This window comes from Corynebacterium sp. NML180780 (assembly GCF_007786415.1).
Classification (GTDB): domain Bacteria; phylum Actinomycetota; class Actinomycetes; order Mycobacteriales; family Mycobacteriaceae; genus Corynebacterium; species Corynebacterium gottingense.
Genome location: NZ_VNKN01000013.1, coordinates 32,869 through 52,101, shown reverse-complemented (window position 1 = coordinate 52,101; position 19,233 = coordinate 32,869). Strand labels below are relative to the sequence as shown.

Here is a 19,233-nt window from a genome sequence, read left to right as displayed (position 1 = left end):
GGATGCCCACCCCTACTACGTCACGTTACGATTCAACGTTCGCGGCACTACAGGCGAAGGGCGAGGGGGCGTTCGTCCCCTTCGTCATGCTGTCCGACCCCACCCCCGAGGACGCGCTGCGCATTATCGACGCCGTCGTGAACGCCGGAGCCGACGCCCTGGAACTCGGCGTTCCGTTCTCCGACCCGGTCGCGGACGGCCCCGCGATCCAGGCGGCCCACGTGCGTGCGCTGGACGGAGGCGCGAGCGTCGATAAGGCTCTCGCGCAAGTGCGGACCATCCGCGAGCGCTACCCGGATCTCCCCATCGGCATGCTCGTCTACGCCAACGTCGCCTACGTGCGGGGGCTGGACGAGTTTTACGCGGCGTTCCGCGAGGCGGGCGCGGATAGCGTGCTCCTGCCCGACGTGCCCGTGCGCGAGTCGGCAGCGTTCAGCGCGGCGGCGGAGGCGGCGGGCATCTGCCCGATCTACATCGCACCCGCAAAGGCGACCGCGCAGACGCTCGAGGGGGTGGCGGCGCAGTCCCGCGGCTACATCTACGCCATCTCCCGTGACGGCGTGACCGGGGCCGACAAGGCCGCATCGGTGGAGGGTCTGCGCGAGGTGGTGGACAACCTGCAGTCGTACGGTGGGGCTCCGGTGCTGCTTGGCTTCGGCATCTCAACTCCGCAGCACGTCGCCGACGCGATCGCGGCCGGGGCGGCAGGCGCGATTACCGGCTCCGCTATCGCCAACATCGTGGCCAAGTACACTGAGCACACACACCCCGAGCCGGCGCGGATTACGGACATGGACGCGCTCACCAGGGAACTATCCGCCTACGTCGCACAGATGAAAGAGGCTACGATAAAGGCATGACTTGTTCACGACGCCTCTTCCTCCTCGGCACTGCCACCACCTTCGCCGGCGCGTTCCTCGCCGCCTGCGGCGAGCCCCCGAGCGAGGAGGTAGCCAAGACCGCGGTCCCCGTGGGCAGCTCGGTCATCCTCGACCACTTCATCATCGCCCAGCCGACCGCCGGCGAGTACGTCGCCTATTCTTCGGTCTGCCCGCACCAGCAGCAGAAGATCACCGTCGTCGAGGGCGAGAACGTGAAGTGCACTGCGCACGGCTCCGTGTTCAATACCGCGACGGGTGAAAAGGTGTCCGGCCCCTCCGTGGCGGGGCTGCGAGAAGTACCGTTGGAGGATCAGGGCGAAAACCTTGTCGCGACCGACGGCCAGGTCTAGTTTCACCCAGATACCCCATTACAGCGACCCCCAACGGTTGGCATTCCAATCGTTGGGGGTCTCAACTATCTCGGCGCACTTACTCCTGCAGCGCCGCCCGGTCCCATCCGCGGAAGTACGAATCCGGGTACGGCAATTCTTCGGGCGCCACACCGAGTTCCCGCAGCGCGTCGATGGCCCACTCAGCGTTACGCAGCGCCGCGCGACCGATGAGGACCGCGTCGGCCTCTTCGCGGTCGAGGATGGCTTGGGTCTGGGTGGCGTCGACAAGCATGCCCACCGCGGCGGTGGGGAGTCCGGAGGCCTCGCGCACGCGGCGGGCGAAGTCGACCTGGTACCCGGGCGCAGCGGGGATGTCGGCCGGGACGTTGCCGCCGGTGGAGACGTCGATGAGGTCCACGCCTGCCTCAGCGAGCAGGGGAGCGAGGCGCTCCGAGTCCTCCGCGCGCCAGCCGTCGGGCTCGACCCAGTCGGTGGCGGAGAGGCGCACGAGCAGCGGCATGCCCTCGGGGATGGCCGCGCGGACGGCGTCGACGACCTCCCGCAGGAGGCGGGTGCGGCCGTCGAAGTCGCCGCCGTACTCGTCGTCGCGCTCGTTGGACATCGGGGAGAGGAACTGGTGGAGCAGGTAACCGTGCGCGCCGTGGATCTCCACGAGGTCGAACCCGGCGTCGACAGCGTGTTTCGCGGCCTGGGCAAACTCGCCGGGCACTGCGCGAACCTCCTCCAGCGTCATCGCGCGGGGGACGGCCTGCCCGTCCGCTGCGATCGCGCTCGGGCCGAGCGTTTCCCAGCCACCCTCCTCCGGCGGCACCGTGCCGCGACCCTTGTTGTCGGGCAGCATGGGGTAGGTCGACGCCTTCCGGCCCGCGTGGCCCAGCTGGATCCCCATCGCCGCACCCATCTCGTGCACGAACTCCACGATCGGCGCCCAGGCGTTCGCGTGTTCGTCGGACCAAATCCCCGCGCAGAACGGGGAGATGCGTCCCTCGGGCACCACGCCGGAGGCCTCCGCAATGATGAGCCCGAAGCCGCCGGCGGCGCGCGCCCCGTAGTGCACCATGTGCCAGGACCGCGGGATGCCGTCGCGTCCGCTCGCCTGGTATTGGCACATCGGCGGCAGCCAAATGCGGTTGCGGATTTCCAAGTCCCGGAGTGTCATTGTGTCGCTCAATCGCATGCGCCCCAGCATAGACTTTCAACCATGCGAAAATTCCGCACCCGCATCGACCCCCTAGTCGCCGGCATTATCGTCTCGGCCCTCATCGCGTTCGTCCTGCCCGCGCGGGGCGCATTCGCCGACGGATTCAGCGTCGCGGTCAAGCTCGCGATCGCGCTCCTCTTCTTTCTCTACGGCGCGCGCCTCTCCACCCGCGAGGCCCTCAACGGCCTGACCCACTGGAGGCTCCACGCCGCTATCCTCGCGTGCACGTTCGTCGTGTACCCGCTCATCGGCATTCTCCTTCGCCCGCTCTCTGCGGTCGTCTCGCCGGAGCTCTACCAGGGCATCCTCTTTCTCACGCTCGTGCCGTCAACAGTCCAATCCTCCGTCGCGCTCACCGGCATCGCTCGCGGCAACGTCAGCGGCGCGGTCGTCGCCGCGAGCCTCTCATCGCTCGTCGGCGTGGTCGCCACCCCGCTCCTCGCCATGCTGCTCATGCGCTCGAGCGGGGGAGTGCTTATCGACGCCTCCGTCTTCCTCGACATCTCCATCCAACTCCTCCTCCCGTTCCTCCTCGGCCAACTGGCCCACAATGTTCTGCCCCGATTCCGCGAGATCGCCGCGTCTAAGGCGACCAAGATCGTGGACCGCGGGTCGATCTGGATGGTTGTCTACTCGGCGTTCTCCCAAGGCGTTGTCGCCGGAGTGTGGACGCAGCTGCCGCTGTGGCAGATTCTGTTTCTCATCGTGTTCGCGGCGGCCCTCGTCGTGGCGATGCTGTGGGTGACGGGCTGGGTGCCGGGCAAGCTCGGGTTCAACCGCGCTGACACCGTGGCCATCCAGCAGTGCGGGACGCAGAAATCGTTGGCCACGGGCCTGCCCATGGCCTCGGTGATGTTTGGCGGGGCGACCCTGGGCACCCTCATAATTCCGCTCATGATCTACCACATGACGCAGCTGGTGATCTGCTCCTCCTACGTCTCGCGCTACGCTGGTGCAGACGAATCGCAACACTAGAAGGAGATGTTTCACGTGAAACATTACGTGCGCATCCACTACCAGGTGCCGGAGCTCGGGGGAGAGCTGCTCAACATTGCGGAGCTGGAGGAGATCTCGAGCGACCGCTGCACCATGGTCCGCATGATCGAGCTGGACCCGAACGAGACCATCACCGGTGTGTACACGGAGGGGTGCGTCATCGGCCAGGCCAACGAGCCGATGGGCGCGGTCCCGCACCCCGACTCCTACGACGCGCTGGAGGGCATCACCTCCACCCGCCTGACCCGGATGGAGTTCGAGGGGCTCTGGGGCGAGGCGAAGGTGAAGTTCCCGGAGATCGGTTAGGGGAGCTACCCGAGCAGGTCGTCGAAAAGCAGCTCCCTGAGCTTGGCGTAGGCGACTTCGTACGAGGCGGAGTTCTTGCCGACGGTCTGCGGGTTCCAATTCGCCATCTCAATGATCGGCTTCAGCGCGCCGACGAGCTTGGTCAGGTTGCCCGGCGCCTGCAGGAACTCCAGCGGCGGCTTGTGCCAGGTGAGGCGTCCGGCCTCGGCGTCGTCTTTGATCAGCGCCTGAATGCTGAACAGGAGCGGGATGAGGTAGCCGGCCGGCGGCACCTCGTGCTCGACAAGCTGGTTGGTGACCAAGGTGCGGTTCGCGCCCTTCGACGTCTTCTTCACCGCGCCGATGCGACCGAAAGACCCACCGTTCTCGTTATAGGCGTCCTTGAAGCCGGTGTAGATGTAGTCGTAGCAATTGAGGATGTCAACGATCATCTCGAAGGCCGACGCGATGTAGCCATCGAGCACCACGTAGCTCTTCCCGTCGTCTGTCTTCTCGGCCGCACCGTCCGCCTCGACCAGGTCGGTGAATCGCTGCAGCGAGGCCGCCTTGCTGGAGTACGCGGAGGTTGGCGTGATGGGTTTGATGCCGTAGTTGCCAAGCGTCGGCACCTTGCCCAGCGACACCCACAGCAGCGAGACGAGCATGCGGGGGTCAATCCGCTTGTTGTCGTTGGTGCTCCACGTGACCTGGTCGGCCAGCTCGGCGGGCATGGACTCCTTGAGGAAGTCGAAGACGCCGCTCTTGTTCGCGATCGCGTCGGCGGCCAACTGCGCGTTCTGGTTGCGGTTCGCGCAGATGCCCATGATGAGGTTGTTGAACTCGGCGAGGCCGTCGCCGGCCTCCGGGCCCGCGAGGGGAGCGATGATCTCGAGCGGGACGAGCGCGTCGAGGGTGGGGGAGGTGTCCTGGCGCAGCGCCTTGAGCGCAGTCGTGTTCTCAGCCCAGGCTTCCTTGAGCTGGTCCCAGAACTTCACCTTCCGCAGCGCCTTCTCGCTCACGCCGACCTCGCCGAGGAGTACCAGCGCGATAGCCATCAGGTTGTGGCCGCCGTCGAGGACGCCTTCGCGGTCCGGGTCGGCGAAGTGGAGCTGGAAGCGGTCGCGATCGCGCTCGACCACGTCCGAGGATCCGATCAGGATGCCTTTGGAGTAGAAGGGGAGCATCTCCGGCGCGGTCTGGATCGTCTGCATGATGTCTTCGGTGATCGTCGTGCGCTTCGGACGACGGGGGTTTGCCGTCAGATCCTCGATGCTGATGAGGTCGACCAAGTTCTTGATCTTCACCGCGCCGCTGATGCGGTAGAGCGGGCCGACGTTGGCGTCATTGCGCAGCTCGACCTTGAAGGTGACAGTTTTGTCTTGCGTGGGTACGGACATGGTGGATTCCTTTCCTATTGGGGCGTTCAACACACGACTGGATGCGTATGCACCGACCCCAGGAGCCCCGGAATCCACCTGGCCGTCCGGCCAAGTTCAGCCCACCGCCCTGTCCAGGGCAGTTCACGTTGTCGACGTGGCGACCTTGTATCAACCACTGGTACTGAGCATAAGTGCTCCGGGTTAGGGACGCAACCTTCTATTTGGTGATATACGTCGCACATTAGAGACAGCTGCTTTTGTTCCGGTGGCACTGACACAACAACGCCCCCGAGACCGACTGCACACACAGTTGGCCCGGGGGCGTAAAGCTACCTCGGTACGAGGCGCTCGAGCTTAGAACGGGAGCTTGATGTTGCCCAGGCCCGGAACTGCGCCGCTTGCAGCGACGGCAGCCAGGACGCCGAGTACGAGCGCGCCGATACCGGTACCGAGCAGAATGTTGGCGGTCTTGCCCGGCTCCCAGTCGTTCGCCTTGTCGCTCTTGATGGAGGACAGGAATGCGTCGCTCAGATCCTTGGACTCGCCATCCTTGCCCTCGGTGGAGGACTTCACGATGCCGGTGGCCTTGTCCTTGTTGGCCTCGAAGTAGTCCTTGGCAGCCTCGTCGGTGATGTCGGAGGAGCCGGTCTTCTCGCCGTCCTTGCCCTCAGCCTGGGAAGAAGAGGCTCCCTGATCCTCCTTCGGGCCGTTGGCGTCATCCTGCGCGTACGCCGGAGCGACGGCGAGGGACAGTGCGGTTACTGCTGCGAGTGCAGCGGATGCGGAGCGCTTCATGGGAAGTTCCTCTCTCGTAGGGGTCGAGGGGCGGGGTCGCACCTCGATGAGGGTTAAACCGAGAACGTTCTGTTCAAGGTGCGCAAGCATTTGCCAGAAAAACCTTTGGCAGCTGCTTACTATTTGACGTATCGAAGCGGTTGCGCGAAGCGTTACCCCGTTTGTCTCTATTTTCATAAATACTTTTCGTTACTTCGGGGGTACTGCCTCGTGCCCACAGATGACACCGACCCACGCAAAACCCCCAGCCACCGAGACTTCAACGAGCCTCTAGCTGGGGGTGCGAATGAGCTGCCCGGAAATTAGGGCAAAGCTGCGACTAGAACGGCATGTTCGGCAGCAGACCCGCCTGGTTGGCAACGAAGCCGATGGCACCAAGGCCAGCGGCTGCGACAGCGACCCAAGTGAGGATCCAGCCCGCCTGCGTAGCCTGGTACGCCTGATCGGCACTGGAGCCCTGCTCTACGGATCCGACGATCATGTCCTTCGCACCGTCGGTCTTCGGGGCAGCGCCGTAACCCTCATCCTCGAGCTTCTTGTCGAGCTTGCGCTTTTCCATACCCTGTCGAGCACCCTCTTCAGCGCCCTGAAGAGTATCCTCCACAACGCCCTTCGGTCCTTCGACGGCTTCGCGCACACCCTCGATGAATTCGTTCGAATCTTCCGCAGCCTGCGCCGGAACAGCGGTGAGGGAGAGGGCGGTAGCGGTAGCGAGTCCCGCAGCAATGGTGCGCTTCATCAGATACTCCTTGTGTCGGTTCACATTCCATGCCTGTGGTCGGCATTGCGGACAAGGGTACCGCTACGTTTCTGTATTTGTCCAGAATTCTATGGACATCGGGGGAGGATTGTGTCGGCGCTACGCCCATGGCACGCTCAGATACCGATATGAGGATACCGTTCTCGCCGCCCAGGAGCGCGTTGTCGGGGTCTTACTATCGGTATTTACCGGCCCCCGGCCCCAACACACCGCCGAACCTAGAACACCAGGTTCACCAAGGCCATGTACAAAAGTGTGCCGGCGAAGATTGAGAGGCCGGGGGAACGTCGCCAAGCGTGGAGCGCGAGCGTCGCAACGCTCGCGATCAACGCGGCACCAGTTCCACCCGGGGAATCGGAAGCGCCGCCAATGGTGTACACCACGAGCACCGTCATCACGCCGACGGGCATGTAGAGCCCGAGGAACTCGATAAACGGGCTACCCTTGAGCAGTTTGAGGAAGGAGAAGGGCAGGGCCCTTAACGCCACTGTGACGAAACAGACTGGGATGAGGACCGCCCACACCATCGACGCGGTAATCCCAACAGGCAGTCCCATTAGCGCATCCTCCACGTGAGTTTCTTGTCCAACGTCGGAACCCAGTAGCGCACGAGCAAGAGGAGGAAGTAGGCAATCAGTGCCACCATGAGCATCGAGGAGGGCACCAGCACCATCGCCAGAATGCCGATCCCCATTGCAAGCACGACGGCCCCGAAGTCCCGGGAAGACTGCAGGGCCTCGTACGCCAGGACGATGAACAGCGCGTTGAGCGCGAACTCCATGCCTTGCACGTCGGGCGGGATGATTTGGCCGGCGAGCGCCCCGATGATCCCGGGGATGACCCACAGCAGCTGGCACACCACCTGGATAGTCAACAGACGGGGACCGCTCACCGGGGCGTTGGGGCCGCGGGCGGAGACGATGGCGTAGGTCTCGTCGGTAAGCGCGTACGCGGAGTAGCGGCGGCCCCACCACGAGCGGATGAGGTGGCGCGGGTAGGTGAGCCCGTAGAAGATGTGGCGGAAGTTCACCATGACGCCAGTGACGGCGGCAGACAGCGGCCCGATCCCGGACGCGACCATATTGATGGCCAGGAACTCCATCGACCCTGCGTAGATGACCACTGAAAAGATCGGCGTCCACCACCAGGCGAAGCCGGATTGGGTCATAAGGAGGCCGAACGCGAGGCCGAGCGGGATCAACCCCAGCCCGACGAGCCACGTGTCCTTGATGCCCGCGCGGACTTCATCCAATGTTTCACGTGAAACATGCAATGTTGCTCCACTTACCCTCCCGCGGGCCGGGTCAGCCCGCTATTCGCTTTGCGACGCCCACCACGCCTTGAGTTCCGCGACCGCCTCGTCGTGGTCGAGCTCGCCGCGCTCGAGTCGCAGTTCCTTCATGTACTTCCACGCCTTGCCCACCTGGGGGCCCGGCTCGAGCCCGAGAATCTGCATGATCTCGTTGCCGTCAAGGTCGGGGCGCACGCGGGCGAGGTCCTCCTTGGCCGCGATGTCCGCGATGCGCTCTTCCAAATGATCATAAGTGCGCTGCAGGCGGCGTGCCTTCTTTGGATTTCTCGTGGTGCAGTCGGCGCGCACCAGCTTGTGCAGCCGGGGGAGGAGGTCGCCGGCGTCGGTGACGTAGCGGCGCACCGCGGAATCCGTCCACTGGCCCTCGCCGAAGCCGTGGAAGCGCATGTGCAGAAACACGAGCTGACCCACATCCTCAATCACGTGCTTCGGGTACTTCAGCTTCCGCATGCGCTTGCGCGTCATCTTCGCCCCGACCACCTCGTGGTGGTGGAAGCTCACGCCACCGCCCTCCTTGGCCGCGCGGGTATCCGGCTTGCCAATGTCGTGCATGAGCGCCGCCCACCGCAGCTTCAGGTCCGGGCCCTCGTCCTCCAGCTCGGTCGCCTGACGCAGCACCGTCAGCGAGTGGCGGTACACATCTTTGTGCTGCATGTGTTCGTCCTGCTCCAGCTGCAGCGCTGGAATCTCCGGCAGCACCTCGTCGGCAAGACCTGTCTGCACGAGCAGATCGATGCCCTCCCAAGGGCGCGCACCGAGCATGAGCTTGTCCAGCTCCGCTTGCACGCGCTCGACGGTGATGCGGCCGATCTCGCCGGCCATTGCGCGCATCGCGTCGAACACGCGCGGCGCGACCTCGAAACCGAGCTGGGAGACGAAGCGGGCGGCGCGCAGCATGCGCAGGGGATCGTCCCGGAACGAGATCTCCGGCGCCTGGGGCGTGTCGAGCCGGCGCGCGAGCAGATCGTCGAGTCCGCCGACGGGATCGTGGAAGGTGGGGGTGAGGGTGGCGTCGACAAGCGAAAGCTCGATCGCCATCGCATTGCAGGCAAAGTCGCGCCTGACCAGGTCGCCCTCGAGCGTGTCGCCGAAGGTGACCTCGGGGTTGCGCGTCACGCCGTCGTACAGATCGGCGCGGAACGTCGTGATCTCGACCTGATTGCCGTGCTTCACCGCGGCGACGGTGCCAAACTCGATGCCCGCGTCCCACGTGTTTTCGCCCCACTCGCTAAGGATCTCCTGCGTCACCTCCGGCCGCGCGGAAGTGGTGAAGTCGAGGTCGTGCCCGAGCTTGCCCAGCATCGCATCGCGCACTGGCCCGCCGACCATATATAAGGTCTCGCCGCGCTCCGCGAAACGAGCGGCCAGCGGCGTCAAGAATGGGGAAAGCTTATCGACGCTCCCCTGCGCACGCGCCAACAACACCGCCGCCGCGTTGGGGTCGTCAGCGTCGGGGAGGTCGAACAGGGGAGGGTAAGTCTTCGGCGTAGTCACTCGTCACACGATACCTGCCCGGTCCCGTGGACCGTAAGGGCCTGTTAAATACCACAAACGGCCCGCTGACCGATACGATAAGGCGGATGAACGAGAACACACGGCCCTCCCAGGGCTCCGCACCCAACCGCACCGACGCCCGTCCCAACGGCGCCGGCGGTAGCGGTGGCGCCGGCGGCGCCAGGGGAGCGGATTCCAACGGCGGACGGCCGAGGCGTCGGCGCCGCCGGCGTCGCTCGCGCGGCCAGAGTGGCCAGAGCGCCCAGAGCCAGAGCGCCCAGGGCCAGGGCAACCAGCAGGGCGGCCAGGCCAAGCAGAGCGAGAACGGCGGCGGCAGCAGCAACCGGGGCCGTGGAAGTCGGCGCCGCCGCCACCGCGGGCGCGGCGGAAGCCAGGCCAAGAACCAGCCGAAGAACCAGTCCAACGGGAAGGACGACGCCAAGGGCGGCAAGGGCAAGCACCCCAAGGGCGGCAAGAATGCTGCGCGGCGGAAGCGGGGCCGGGGCGGGAATCGTCGGCAATCGCACTACAGCCACCACGAGAACTCGGGGATGGTCACGCGCGACGAGACGTCGGCGGGCGGCCTCGTCGTCTCCGGGCTCGCCGAGGCGGTGAACCCGGACACCAAGAAGGTGGACATGTCGCAGCTGTACGTGGCGCTGATCGGGCGCCTCGACCGCCGCCGGCGACTCCTCTGGTCCATGCCCAAGGGCCACGTGGAGGACGGCGAGCACCAGTGGCGCACTGCGGAGCGCGAGGTTTGGGAGGAGACCGGCATCGTCGGCGAGGCCTTCGACACCCTCGGCACGATCGACTACTGGTTCGTCTCTGACGGGGTGCGCATCCACAAGACGGTGCACCACAACCTGCTGCGCTACGTCGACGGCATCCTCAACGATGAGGACCCCGAAGTCACCGAGGTGGCCTGGGTGCCGCTGAGCGAGCTCATCGAGCGGCTCGCCTACGCGGACGAGCGCAGGCTGGCCCGCGTGGCGTACGACCGTCTCCCGGACCTGGCGCGCGCCGAGTTTGAGGCCGGAAGGGTCACCCCGCGATGAGCCACGGCCACGGCGAGAGCACCAGACCCATGCACGCGCGGGCGGTCGGCGCGCTCGGCGCGGCGGCCCTCTTCGTCGTCGGCGCACCGGGCCTGTCCGCCGCGGGCATCCCGGAGACGCTCCCCGTGCCCACCGACCCGTCCGACCCGTCGGTGACGGACCAGTGGGTCAACCCCAACGTCCGCGAGGGGGAGGGAGCGCTGGCCAGGCTCGCCGCGATCGAGGCACCGGACTCGGTCCAGGCGCACGATGCGTTTCACGTGAAACTTCGCGTCACCAATACGTCCGAGCGCACGCTCGAGGGCCTGAGCATCGTGCCCCGCCGCGGCCCGCTGACCGGCTCCGTCGCGGACCAGCGCATGGCCACGATCGCGGCGACTGGCGAGTACGGCGTGGCGGGGGAGCGCGTGAGCGTCGATAAGCGTATCGCCGCGGGCGAGTCCGCCGAGATCGACGTCGACCTGTACAGCGATTCCCTCGGCCTCAGCGCGCTCGGCACGTACCCCGTGAGCCTGGTGCTTGTCGACGCCAACGGCGCCCCGCTCGACTCCGAGCGCTTCCACCTCACGGTGCGCGGGCGTGCCGACGGCGCCGCCCCCGGCGGCATGACCGCCCTGTACCCAATTGCGGCGCCGGTGGACATCGTCCCCGGGGAGACCGGCGAGGCTCCCGAGGAGCCGCAGCTCGTCCTCGCGTCCGACGCCCTGGCCACCGAGATCGCGCCCGGGGGAAGGCTGGACGAGCTCGTGGACGGCTACCTCGCCGCGACGCAGACGCCCGCGGTCCGCGAGGCCACGTGTGCCGCAATCGACCCGGCACTCGTGGACACCGTCGACCGGATGAGCCGCGGCTACGTCATCGCGCAGGAGCGCCAGCCGGTGGTGAAGGAGCCGCAGCGACTCCGCGACTCCTGGGGCTCCCACGACAACGATTGGTCGGCGACCCCCGGGCCGGGTCAGGACGACGCGGCCGCGTTCCTGGAAAAGCTGCGGCAGGTCTCGGCGCACAGCTGCACCGTCGCCCTGCCGTGGGCGAACGCAGACCTCGACGCCGTCGCGCGCACTGGGGACCCGTGGCTCATGCGCGAGGCGATCGAGCGCGGCCCGACCGTCCTGGAGCGCATCCTGGGCAACGCGGGGATGCTCAACACGGTCGTCCCCGGCAATACGGCGCTGGAGGGGGAAAGCATTCCGGCACTCGGGTGGGCGGACCACTCCCGGTCCACCGTCGCCGAGGAGGGGATGCAGGCCGCGTGGGAGCGCACCGAGGCGCTCGCGGCGCAGGCCGCCGCCGAGCACACTGGCGTCGACGCCCTGGAGGCGAACACGCCCGGCTCCGCCAGCTCCGCCGCGGCGCCCATGCCCGTGCAGACCGTGCGCGTGCTGCTCCCCGGCAACACGATCGAGTCCGGGTCACCCGCCGGCGATGTTTCACGTGAAACATCGGAAGGGGACGGCCCCGCGGCGCAACGGTTCGCGTGGGCCGCGCCGAATGTCCTCACGGTGGGGTACCAGGACGACTTGGCATCGGTGCTCGCCACCGTCGGTCCCGCCCCGACCACCGTGTCCTACGCCCCCGAGGTCACCCGCTTTGACTACACCATGGACTCCGACCACTCGCGCGCCGTCAACGCGGCATCGGCCATCCGCCTCGCCGCGCAGCAGGCGTGGACGTGGGAGGGCGAACCGGCGACGGAGCCGGTCCTGGTGAACCCGCCCGCGACGTGGGACGCGGACGCCGCGTCGGTGCTGCTGGGCACGGTGGCGGACCTGGTGACCAACGGCGGGGCGCAGCCCGTCTCGCTCAACGCCTACCTGGACGCGCCCGCGGAGGTTCCGGCCGCCGCGAACGTGGGCACCCCGTACTCCGACCCGGGTGCGTTCACCGACTCCGAGATCATGACCACCACGCAGCAGGCGAGGTTTACCAACGACCTCACCGAGCTGCTCGCGCCGGACCCCTCCATCGCGCTGACCCGCTACGGGTACACGCTCCCGCTGCGCCGCGACCTCATCACCGCGCTGAGCACGGGCGAGCGGCGCAGCGTGCACGAATACTCCGACGCCGCCGCCGCGACGAGCGGCCGACTCGCCGGCTCCCGGGACACGCTGACAGAGCTGCGCCGTTCGGTTGCGCTGATTCCGCCGGGGAATGTGTACACGCGGACGTCGCCAAGCAGCCCCTTGCTCATCGTCGCCCAAAACGGCATGCCGCTGCCCGTGCAAACGTCGATTCAGTACCGCGGGCCCGAGGGCGCGACGCTCAACGTGCCGCGCGAGATGCGGATTCCCGCCCGGGGCTCCGTGACCGTGCAGATGACGGCGGACCTGCCGGAGACGAAGCGGGGGACAGACCTGCAGCTGTTCCTCGCGGGGCCGAAGGGCGCGCCGATGTCGCAGCCCGTGGACATCACCGTGCGCACCGCGGCGATCGCCGTGCGCGGGTGGGTGTTCGTCGCCGCGCTCGGCGCCGTCGTGACGGTGCTGCTCGCGCTCACGGTCGGGCGGAAGCGACGCTCGCGGGCCCCCAACTCGGGCGAGCACGCGCCGGCGGCGACCGGGAACGACCCGCCGCCACAGGCGCCACCCACCCAGCCGCCAAACAGGCAGCCGCACAACCCGGACGAACCACCAAACCCGTGATTGGAGAACATCCGTGACACAGCAGGATGACGCCGAGCGCACCGCTGGCTTACGCCGGCGCATCGTCACCCCGGCGCCGCCCGCCCCGGTGCCGCAACCACCGGCCAAGGTTCAGGGCCCGGAAGAGGACCCGAACCAGCCCGACAAATCGATGCTGACCACCAGCCCCAAGGGCGAAAGCAGCGAGTCCGACGCCGCGCAGTCCGCGGCGCCCGGAGGCAACGCCAAAGACAGCAAAGAGAGCAAGGACGCAGCCTCCACGGACACGTTCCACGTCGTCGACATCGACGACGAGGACCTGGACGCACCCGCCGGGGCAGCGGGGGCCGGGGCGGGCGCCGCAGCGGCGACCGCAACGCTCGAGGCCCCAACCAAAACCGACAAGGACAGCGGCACCAGCGCCGCGGACACCGGCGACGGCGAGGAGGGCACGAGCAACACCTCGGTCGTGCGCGCCACCGGCTCCATGGCGGTGGCCACCCTCATCTCCCGCGTCACCGGCTTCATCCGCACCGTGCTCATCGGCGCGGCGCTCGGCCCCGCGGTCGCCTCCGCCTTCAACACGGCCAACACCCTGCCCAACATCATCACCGAGATCGTACTGGGCTCCGTCCTCACAGCCCTGGTGGTGCCAGTGCTGGTGCGCGCCGAGAAGGAAGACGAGGACCACGGCGCCCGCTTCATCCGACAGCTGTTCACCCTCACCGTCACACTCATGACGGTGGTCACCGTGCTCGCAGTCGCGTGCGCGCCACTGCTGACGCGGCTCTTCCTGGATGACGAGGGCAAGGTCAACGTGGTCCAGGCGACCTCGTTCGCCTTCCTGGTGCTGCCGCAGATCTTCTTCTACGGGCTCTTCTCACTGTTCATGGCGATCCTGAACACGAAGGAGCACTTCCGGCCCGGTGCGTGGGCGCCGGTGGCAAACAACGTGGTCTCCATCGCGGTGCTCCTGCTCTATATGTTGCTGCCGGGGAGTTTGAATCCGGCGGCGCCGGCGTCGATAAGCAATCCGCACGTCGCGCTGCTGGGCCTGGGCACGACGCTCGGCGTGGTGGTGCAGTGCCTCATCATGATGCCCGCGCTGCGGAAGCTGCGGATTGACCTGCGGCCGCTGTGGGGCATCGACGATCGCCTCAAGCAGTTCGGCGGCATGGCGCTGGCCATCATCACGTACGTGGCGATCAGCCAGGCGGGCTACATCGTGACCACGCGCATCGCCTCGACCGCGAGCGAGGCCGCGCCGATCATCTACCAGCAGCACTGGATGCTGCTGCAGGTGCCGTACGGCATCATCGGCGTCACGCTGCTCACCGCGATCATGCCGCGCCTGTCGCGCAACGCCGCCGACGGCGACGACAAGGCCGTCGTGCGCGACCTCACCCTGGGCACCAAGCTAACCTTCATCGCGCTGATCCCCATCATCGTCTTCATGACGGCGCTGGGCCCGGACATCGGCCACGCCCTATTCGCCTACGGCAACTTCGACGGCGACACCGCCCGCACCCTCGGCCTGACGATTAGCTTCTCCGCGTTCACGCTCATCCCGTACGCGCTCGTCATGCTGCACCTGCGCGTGTTCTACGCGCGCGAGGAAGCGTGGACGCCCACCATGATCATCGCCGGCATTACCGCCACGAAGATCGTGCTGAGCTACCTCGCGCCCATGGTGGCGGACTCCACCCAGTCAGTCGTGGTGCTGCTCGGCGCGGCCAACGGCTTCGGCTTCATCGCCGGCGCGCTCATCGGCGCGTTCCTGCTGCGCCGCAAGCTCGGCACGCTCGAGGCCGCGACGGTCATGCGCACCTCGCTGTGGGCCGCCGGCGCAGGCCTGATCGGCATCGCCGTCACGTTCCTCATCCGCTGGCTGGTCCGCGACGTCGCCGGCATCAACGTCGCGCGCGCGCTGGGCTCGCTGATCGGCCTGCCCTCGCTGGGCTTCCTCATCGAGGTGGCTATCCTGGGCATCCTCTTCCTCATCGTCACCGGCCTGGTGCTCTCGCGCTCGAAGCTGCCCGAGGTGCAAAACCTGGGCCGCGCGCTCACCCGCATCCCGGGCCTGGGCCGCTTCATCCGGCCGGACGACACCGCCGCCATCGAGGTCGGCGAGGTGGACCCGCGCGACGTGTCCACCCAGTTCCTCGTTGCCGACACCTTCAACGCCAGCCCGGTCCCGCCGCCGATGTCCGCCGGCGTGGTCCGCGGCCCGCGCCTCGTCCCGGGCGCGAACGTGTCCGACGGCCGCTTCCGCCTCATCCGCGACCACGGCGCCACCACCGGCGCCCGCTTCTGGCAGGCGCGCGAACTGTCCACCGGCGCACCCGTGGCGCTCACCTTCGTGGACACCACCGGCGCCGCACCGATGGCGCCGGTCACCCCGCGCGAGGCCGCCCTGCAGGCCGCCGGCGTTGCCCGCCGCACCCGCAAGCTCGCGCGCCTGGGCCACCCCGCGATCGCCGACAACATTGAGATCCTGTCCTACCGCTCCGGCGCCCTCATCGTGGCGGACTGGATCGAGGGCTCCTCGGTGAAGGCGGTCGCGGAGAGCGGCCAGACACTGCACACCGAGGCCGTGGCCAACGCGCTGGCGCCGCTCGCCGGGGCGCTGGCCACCGCCCACGAGCAGGGCATCCCGCTCGGCCTGGACAACCGCCAGCGGCTGCGCGTGGACACCGACGGCCACGTCCGCCTCGCGTTCCCCGCCGTCCTGCCGGATGCGTCCGGCCCCGCCGACGCCGAGGCCTTCGCGTCCGCGCTCCAGCTCCTCACCACCAACGTCAACTCCGACGCGCTCGACGGCATCACGCAGCGCACCAGGGCGCTTGTCGACGCCGACGCGATCGAAAACAGCGACTTCCACGACCTCGAGGACGCGCTGCGCCGCGAGGCGAACCTGCCGGCGCCGGGAGAGGAGCCTACCTCCGCCAACCGGGGCGGCTCGACCGTCGTCGCCACCGCCGCGGCGTCCGCCAACGAGGCGTCCGAAGAGACTGCCACCGAGGACGAGCTTGTCGAGCCGATCGCAGAGACCACCCACGACCCGGACGAGGTCCCCGGCGGCTTTGGTTCGCGCCGCTACGGCACGATCACGGTCACGCTGCTGACGGCCATCGCGGTCGGCACCGTGGTCCTCATCGCGATCCTCACCACCTCGCTGGTCGGACTGTTCTCCGGCAACGACATCAACTCTCCGGTCACGCAAAACTCGGTGGAGCAGGGCGCGGAAAACCTGGAGCGGGAAGCGCAGGAGGCCACAGAGTCCGCAGGGCTGCCCGTGATCATCGGGCCGCTCGAGGCCACGGCGATCGGCGCGGCGCAGGACGCAGCGCAAGGCACCGACCTCTCGCCGGTGGTCGACGGCGACCGCGCGACCAGCGCCACCGTCACCCGCGGTGAAGGCGTCAAGCTCGCCCCGCCGGAGTCCGCCGGCGCCGTCAACGTGGAGCAGATGCTCATTGACACCACCTCCGACGGCGGCCCCTACGAGATCTACGGCGTGCCCGCGGACTTTCCCGCAGAGCAGGAGGGCGCGCTGGACGTGCAGTCGCTGCCCAAGCTCGCGGAGGGCAAGTTCCACCCGGGGCAGAACAGCGTCGACGTCACCGACGACGTGAAGCTGCGCGGCGTCATCCTCCAGCTGCCGGCGTTTGAGAAGTCGAACAGTGTGGAGGTCAAAGAGGTTTCGGTGATTGGCTACACTGAGCTGCGGTGACGTGGCGTCGATAAGCGTTAAGCTCAAGCGCTGAATATTATTGCCCGGTCCCTCCCCGCAACGGGGGCGGATCGGGCATAATTGTGCGCGGGAACACATCATTCGGGGGAATTTTGGGGGAAACATGTCATATCGGACTGACCGCGAGCTCGTCCGCGCGCACGCAACCGGCGACCCGGCTGCGTTTACGGATATTGTGCGCAAGCACGGCCCGCAGCTCTACCGCGTGGCGCGCACGCACACGCACAATGACCAGGACGCGCAGGACATCGTGCAGGAGGCGCTGTTGAAGGCCTACCGCAACCTGCACCGCTACCGCGGCGAATCCAAGCTGGGGACGTGGCTGCACCGTATGACGGTCAACGCCGCCATCGACCACCTTCGCCGCACGTCGCGCAAGGACTTCGAGGTGAGTATTGACAACGAGGAGGCCGTCGACCGGGACCGCAACGCCAGCCTCGCCCACGACCCGTTGCGCGCGCTCGATTCCTACATGACCGTGCGCAACGCTGTCGCCGCGCTGCCTCGCGCGCAGCGAGGGGCCCTCTTGCTTATCGACGTCCACGGGCTCTCCGTCGAACACGCCGCCAAGGAACTGGGCGTCAAGCCCGGGACGGTGAAGTCCCGCCGCTCCCGCGCCCGCTCTGCAGTGGCGGACCAACTCCTGGCGCGTGGCTAACGTAGCGCTGAACTGCGGGAATCTCCCGCGGGCGTGGCGCGTTGAGTGGGGCAGTAGACTGTTGCGAGATTACGGCTACAACCACAATCGCGATGATGAGGCGGAGGACGCATGACAAAGCCAGATTTCAACCTGCTTTCTATGAACGTGCTGGGCGATACGCCCGCCGAGAAGAAGGGCGAGACGGAGGCCGCACCGGCGAAGGGCAGCGGCGATGAGAAGGTGCACGACGTGATCATCGTCGGCTCCGGCCCGTCCGGCTACACCGCCGCCCTCTACGCGGCCCGCGCGGAGCTGTCCCCGCTGGTGTTTGAGGGCTACGAGTTCGGCGGCGAGCTCATGAACACCACCGAGGTCGAAAACTTCCCCGGTTTTGAGGACGGCATCATGGGCCCCGAGCTCATGTCCAGCATGCGCGCCCAGGCCGAGAAGTTCGGCGCGGAGCTGCGCCCCGAGCTGGTCGAGCGCGTCGACTTCTCCGGCGACGTGAAGAAGGTCTACGTCGACGGCGAGGAGTTCAAGGCCCGCGCAATCATCCTCGCTACCGGCGCCGCACCGCGCCACCTGGGCATCCCGGGCGAGGAGGAGCTCACCGGCCGCGGCGTGTCCACCTGCGCGACCTGCGACGGCTTCTTCTTTAAGGACCACCACATCGCCGTGGTTGGCGGCGGCGACTCCGCGATGGAGGAGGCCACCTTCCTCACCACATTCGGCTCCAAGGTGTCCATCATCCACCGCTCGGAGAACTTCCGCGCCTCCCAGATCATGCTGGACCGCGCCCGCGACAACGAGAAGATCGAGTTCATCACCAACACCGTTGTCGACGAGGTGCAGGAGGCGGACGGCAAGGTCAGCGGCCTGAAGGTCCGCAACACCCAGACCGGCGAGGAGTCCGTCCTGGACGCCACCGCGCTCTTCGTGGCAATCGGCCACGACCCCCGCTCCGCCTTCCTGGAGGGACAGGTCGCTACTGACGAGGGCGGCTACATCCAGGTGGAGGACCCGACGACCAAAACCAGCGTCCCGGGCGTCTTCGCCGCGGGCGACGTGGTCGACCACATCTACCGCCAGGCCATCACCGCCGCCGGCTCCGGCTGCCGTGCCGCGATCGACGCGCAGCACTACCTCAATACGCTGTAGGCCGTGGCGCGTGGGCGTCGTGAAGCGAGGCCCAGCAAGCTGTAATGGTTCTGTTACTTCGCTGGGCGGGCGCGCGAGCCGGGGATTTTGCGGGCGCGACTAGACTAGGGGAGCCGGAACCGAGAACACGTGAAGGAGTTGCACCGTGAGCGCACCAGTGGACGTCACCCAGGACACCTTTAAGTCCGAGGTCATCGAGTCGGAGCTGCCCGTCCTCGTGGACTTTTCTGCCGAGTGGTGCCAGCCCTGCCAGCGGCTCGCCCCGGTGCTGGACGAGATCGCCGCCGAGTACGACGGCAAGCTCAAGGTGGTCAAGATCGACGCGGACACCGAGCGCACCCTGACCGCCATGTTCCAGGTGTTCAGCATCCCCACCGTCTTGCTGTACAAGGACGGCGAAAAGGTCGACGAGTTTACCAACTACCGGCCCAAACAGGAGATCCTTTCCCGCATCGAGCCGCTGCTCTAGCTGGGTCCGCGGCGTGCCGACGTGCTGCTTCGCGTGCGGCCGCCTCACCCACGTAGGATGTAATAGGTATACGTGTC

The 19,233-nt window shown here is 67.3% G+C and carries 17 protein-coding genes; 10 read left to right on the top strand and 7 right to left on the bottom strand.

Going from position 1 to position 19,233, the window contains the following annotated elements; all coding sequences use genetic code 11:
* Positions 1-2: 2 nt before the first annotated feature.
* Together trpA and FPP74_RS09795 are read left to right on the top strand one after the other, a co-directional pair.
* On the top strand, positions 3-860 hold the full coding sequence (trpA, locus tag FPP74_RS09800; protein WP_144718247.1) for a tryptophan synthase subunit alpha: 858 nt from the start codon (positions 3-5) through the stop codon (positions 858-860).
* Positions 857-1,231: a Rieske 2Fe-2S domain-containing protein gene (locus FPP74_RS09795; RefSeq protein WP_095278640.1), complete on the top strand. Its 375-nt coding sequence runs from the start codon at positions 857-859 to the stop codon at positions 1,229-1,231. Before trpA ends, FPP74_RS09795 begins: the two co-directional genes overlap by 4 nt.
* Before the next feature lie 79 nt (positions 1,232-1,310).
* Here the strand turns inward: FPP74_RS09795 and FPP74_RS09790 are convergent, their stop codons facing one another.
* Positions 1,311-2,411, bottom strand: a complete 1,101-nt coding sequence (locus tag FPP74_RS09790) for an NADH:flavin oxidoreductase/NADH oxidase (protein WP_255456120.1) — start codon at positions 2,409-2,411, stop codon at positions 1,311-1,313.
* Between the two features lie 24 nt (positions 2,412-2,435).
* On the opposite strand from FPP74_RS09790, the gene FPP74_RS09785 reads away from it, so the two are divergent.
* Both FPP74_RS09785 and FPP74_RS09780 read left to right on the top strand, forming a co-directional pair.
* Entirely contained in the window at positions 2,436-3,410 is a 975-nt protein-coding gene (locus FPP74_RS09785; RefSeq protein ID WP_144718244.1) for a bile acid:sodium symporter family protein, read from the top strand.
* 6 nt (positions 3,411-3,416) lie between these two features.
* Positions 3,417-3,737, top strand: coding sequence for a hypothetical protein (locus FPP74_RS09780; RefSeq protein WP_095553858.1), 321 nt, complete (start codon positions 3,417-3,419; stop codon positions 3,735-3,737).
* A gap of 5 nt (positions 3,738-3,742) precedes the next feature.
* On the opposite strand, the gene FPP74_RS09775 is transcribed toward FPP74_RS09780, so the two are convergent.
* From FPP74_RS09775 to FPP74_RS09750, 6 genes are all read right to left on the bottom strand, one after another.
* Positions 3,743-5,113, bottom strand: a complete 1,371-nt coding sequence (locus FPP74_RS09775) for an AIPR family protein (protein ID WP_144718242.1) — start codon at positions 5,111-5,113, stop codon at positions 3,743-3,745.
* Positions 5,114-5,449: 336 nt separating this feature from the next.
* Entirely contained in the window at positions 5,450-5,890 is a 441-nt protein-coding gene (locus tag FPP74_RS09770; protein ID WP_095537790.1) for a hypothetical protein, read from the bottom strand.
* Between the two features lie 319 nt (positions 5,891-6,209).
* Positions 6,210-6,629: a hypothetical protein gene (locus FPP74_RS09765; RefSeq protein ID WP_144718240.1), complete on the bottom strand. Its 420-nt coding sequence runs from the start codon at positions 6,627-6,629 to the stop codon at positions 6,210-6,212.
* 239 nt (positions 6,630-6,868) lie between these two features.
* Positions 6,869-7,207 carry a branched-chain amino acid transporter permease gene (locus tag FPP74_RS09760; protein WP_095537859.1) on the bottom strand — a complete coding sequence of 113 codons (339 nt, stop codon included), beginning with the start codon at positions 7,205-7,207 and terminating at the stop codon, positions 6,869-6,871.
* Positions 7,207-7,923 (bottom strand): AzlC family ABC transporter permease, encoded by a 717-nt coding sequence (locus FPP74_RS09755; protein ID WP_255456119.1) that lies wholly within the window; start codon positions 7,921-7,923, stop codon positions 7,207-7,209. Before FPP74_RS09755 ends, FPP74_RS09760 begins: the two co-directional genes overlap by 1 nt.
* Positions 7,924-7,962: 39 nt before the next feature.
* Positions 7,963-9,387, bottom strand: a complete 1,425-nt coding sequence (locus FPP74_RS09750; protein ID WP_369825031.1) for a CCA tRNA nucleotidyltransferase — start codon at positions 9,385-9,387, stop codon at positions 7,963-7,965.
* Positions 9,388-9,542: 155 nt separating this feature from the next.
* Between FPP74_RS09750 and FPP74_RS09745 the strand changes: the two genes are divergently transcribed.
* The 6 genes from FPP74_RS09745 to trxA all read left to right on the top strand — a co-directional run bounded on the left by FPP74_RS09745 (position 9,543) and on the right by trxA (position 19,156).
* Positions 9,543-10,514: an NUDIX hydrolase gene (locus tag FPP74_RS09745; protein WP_144718238.1), complete on the top strand. Its 972-nt coding sequence runs from the start codon at positions 9,543-9,545 to the stop codon at positions 10,512-10,514.
* Positions 10,511-13,156 carry a hypothetical protein gene (locus tag FPP74_RS09740; RefSeq protein ID WP_144718236.1) on the top strand — a complete coding sequence of 882 codons (2,646 nt, stop codon included), beginning with the start codon at positions 10,511-10,513 and terminating at the stop codon, positions 13,154-13,156. The genes FPP74_RS09745 and FPP74_RS09740 overlap by 4 nt, the downstream gene beginning before the upstream one ends.
* A 13-nt stretch (positions 13,157-13,169) precedes the next feature.
* A complete protein-coding gene (locus tag FPP74_RS09735; protein WP_144718234.1) occupies positions 13,170-16,868 on the top strand; it encodes a murein biosynthesis integral membrane protein MurJ in 3,699 nt (1,232 codons plus the stop codon).
* Between the two features lie 124 nt (positions 16,869-16,992).
* On the top strand, positions 16,993-17,547 hold the full coding sequence (locus FPP74_RS09730) for an RNA polymerase sigma factor (protein ID WP_095535542.1): 555 nt from the start codon (positions 16,993-16,995) through the stop codon (positions 17,545-17,547).
* Positions 17,548-17,658: 111 nt separating this feature from the next.
* Positions 17,659-18,687: a thioredoxin-disulfide reductase gene (gene trxB, locus FPP74_RS09725; protein WP_144718232.1), complete on the top strand. Its 1,029-nt coding sequence runs from the start codon at positions 17,659-17,661 to the stop codon at positions 18,685-18,687.
* Positions 18,688-18,832: 145 nt separating this feature from the next.
* Complete coding sequence (gene trxA / locus FPP74_RS09720; protein WP_095535540.1) at positions 18,833-19,156, top strand: thioredoxin; 324 nt, start codon at positions 18,833-18,835, stop codon at positions 19,154-19,156.
* The last annotated feature ends 77 nt before the right edge of the window (positions 19,157-19,233 follow it).

Excerpts from the sequence above, each read along its gene's own strand:
- FPP74_RS09770 (WP_095537790.1), bottom strand. The coding sequence starts at position 5,890 with ATGAAGCGCTCCGCATCCGCTGCACTCGCAGCAGTAACCGCACTGTCC.
- FPP74_RS09745 (WP_144718238.1), top strand. The coding sequence starts at position 9,543 with ATGAACGAGAACACACGGCCCTCCCAGGGCTCCGCACCCAACCGCACC.
- FPP74_RS09780 (WP_095553858.1), top strand. The coding sequence starts at position 3,417 with ATGTTTCACGTGAAACATTACGTGCGCATCCACTACCAGGTGCCGGAG.
- FPP74_RS09740 (WP_144718236.1), top strand. The coding sequence starts at position 10,511 with ATGAGCCACGGCCACGGCGAGAGCACCAGACCCATGCACGCGCGGGCG.
- FPP74_RS09795 (WP_095278640.1), top strand. The coding sequence starts at position 857 with ATGACTTGTTCACGACGCCTCTTCCTCCTCGGCACTGCCACCACCTTC.
- FPP74_RS09730 (WP_095535542.1), top strand. The coding sequence starts at position 16,993 with ATGTCATATCGGACTGACCGCGAGCTCGTCCGCGCGCACGCAACCGGC.
- FPP74_RS09765 (WP_144718240.1), bottom strand. The coding sequence starts at position 6,629 with ATGAAGCGCACCATTGCTGCGGGACTCGCTACCGCTACCGCCCTCTCC.
- FPP74_RS09775 (WP_144718242.1), bottom strand. The coding sequence starts at position 5,113 with ATGTCCGTACCCACGCAAGACAAAACTGTCACCTTCAAGGTCGAGCTG.
- FPP74_RS09760 (WP_095537859.1), bottom strand. The coding sequence starts at position 7,207 with ATGGGACTGCCTGTTGGGATTACCGCGTCGATGGTGTGGGCGGTCCTC.
- FPP74_RS09785 (WP_144718244.1), top strand. The coding sequence starts at position 2,436 with ATGCGAAAATTCCGCACCCGCATCGACCCCCTAGTCGCCGGCATTATC.
- FPP74_RS09790 (WP_255456120.1), bottom strand. The coding sequence starts at position 2,411 with ATGCGATTGAGCGACACAATGACACTCCGGGACTTGGAAATCCGCAAC.
- trpA (WP_144718247.1), top strand. The coding sequence starts at position 3 with ATGCCCACCCCTACTACGTCACGTTACGATTCAACGTTCGCGGCACTA.
- trxB (WP_144718232.1), top strand. The coding sequence starts at position 17,659 with ATGACAAAGCCAGATTTCAACCTGCTTTCTATGAACGTGCTGGGCGAT.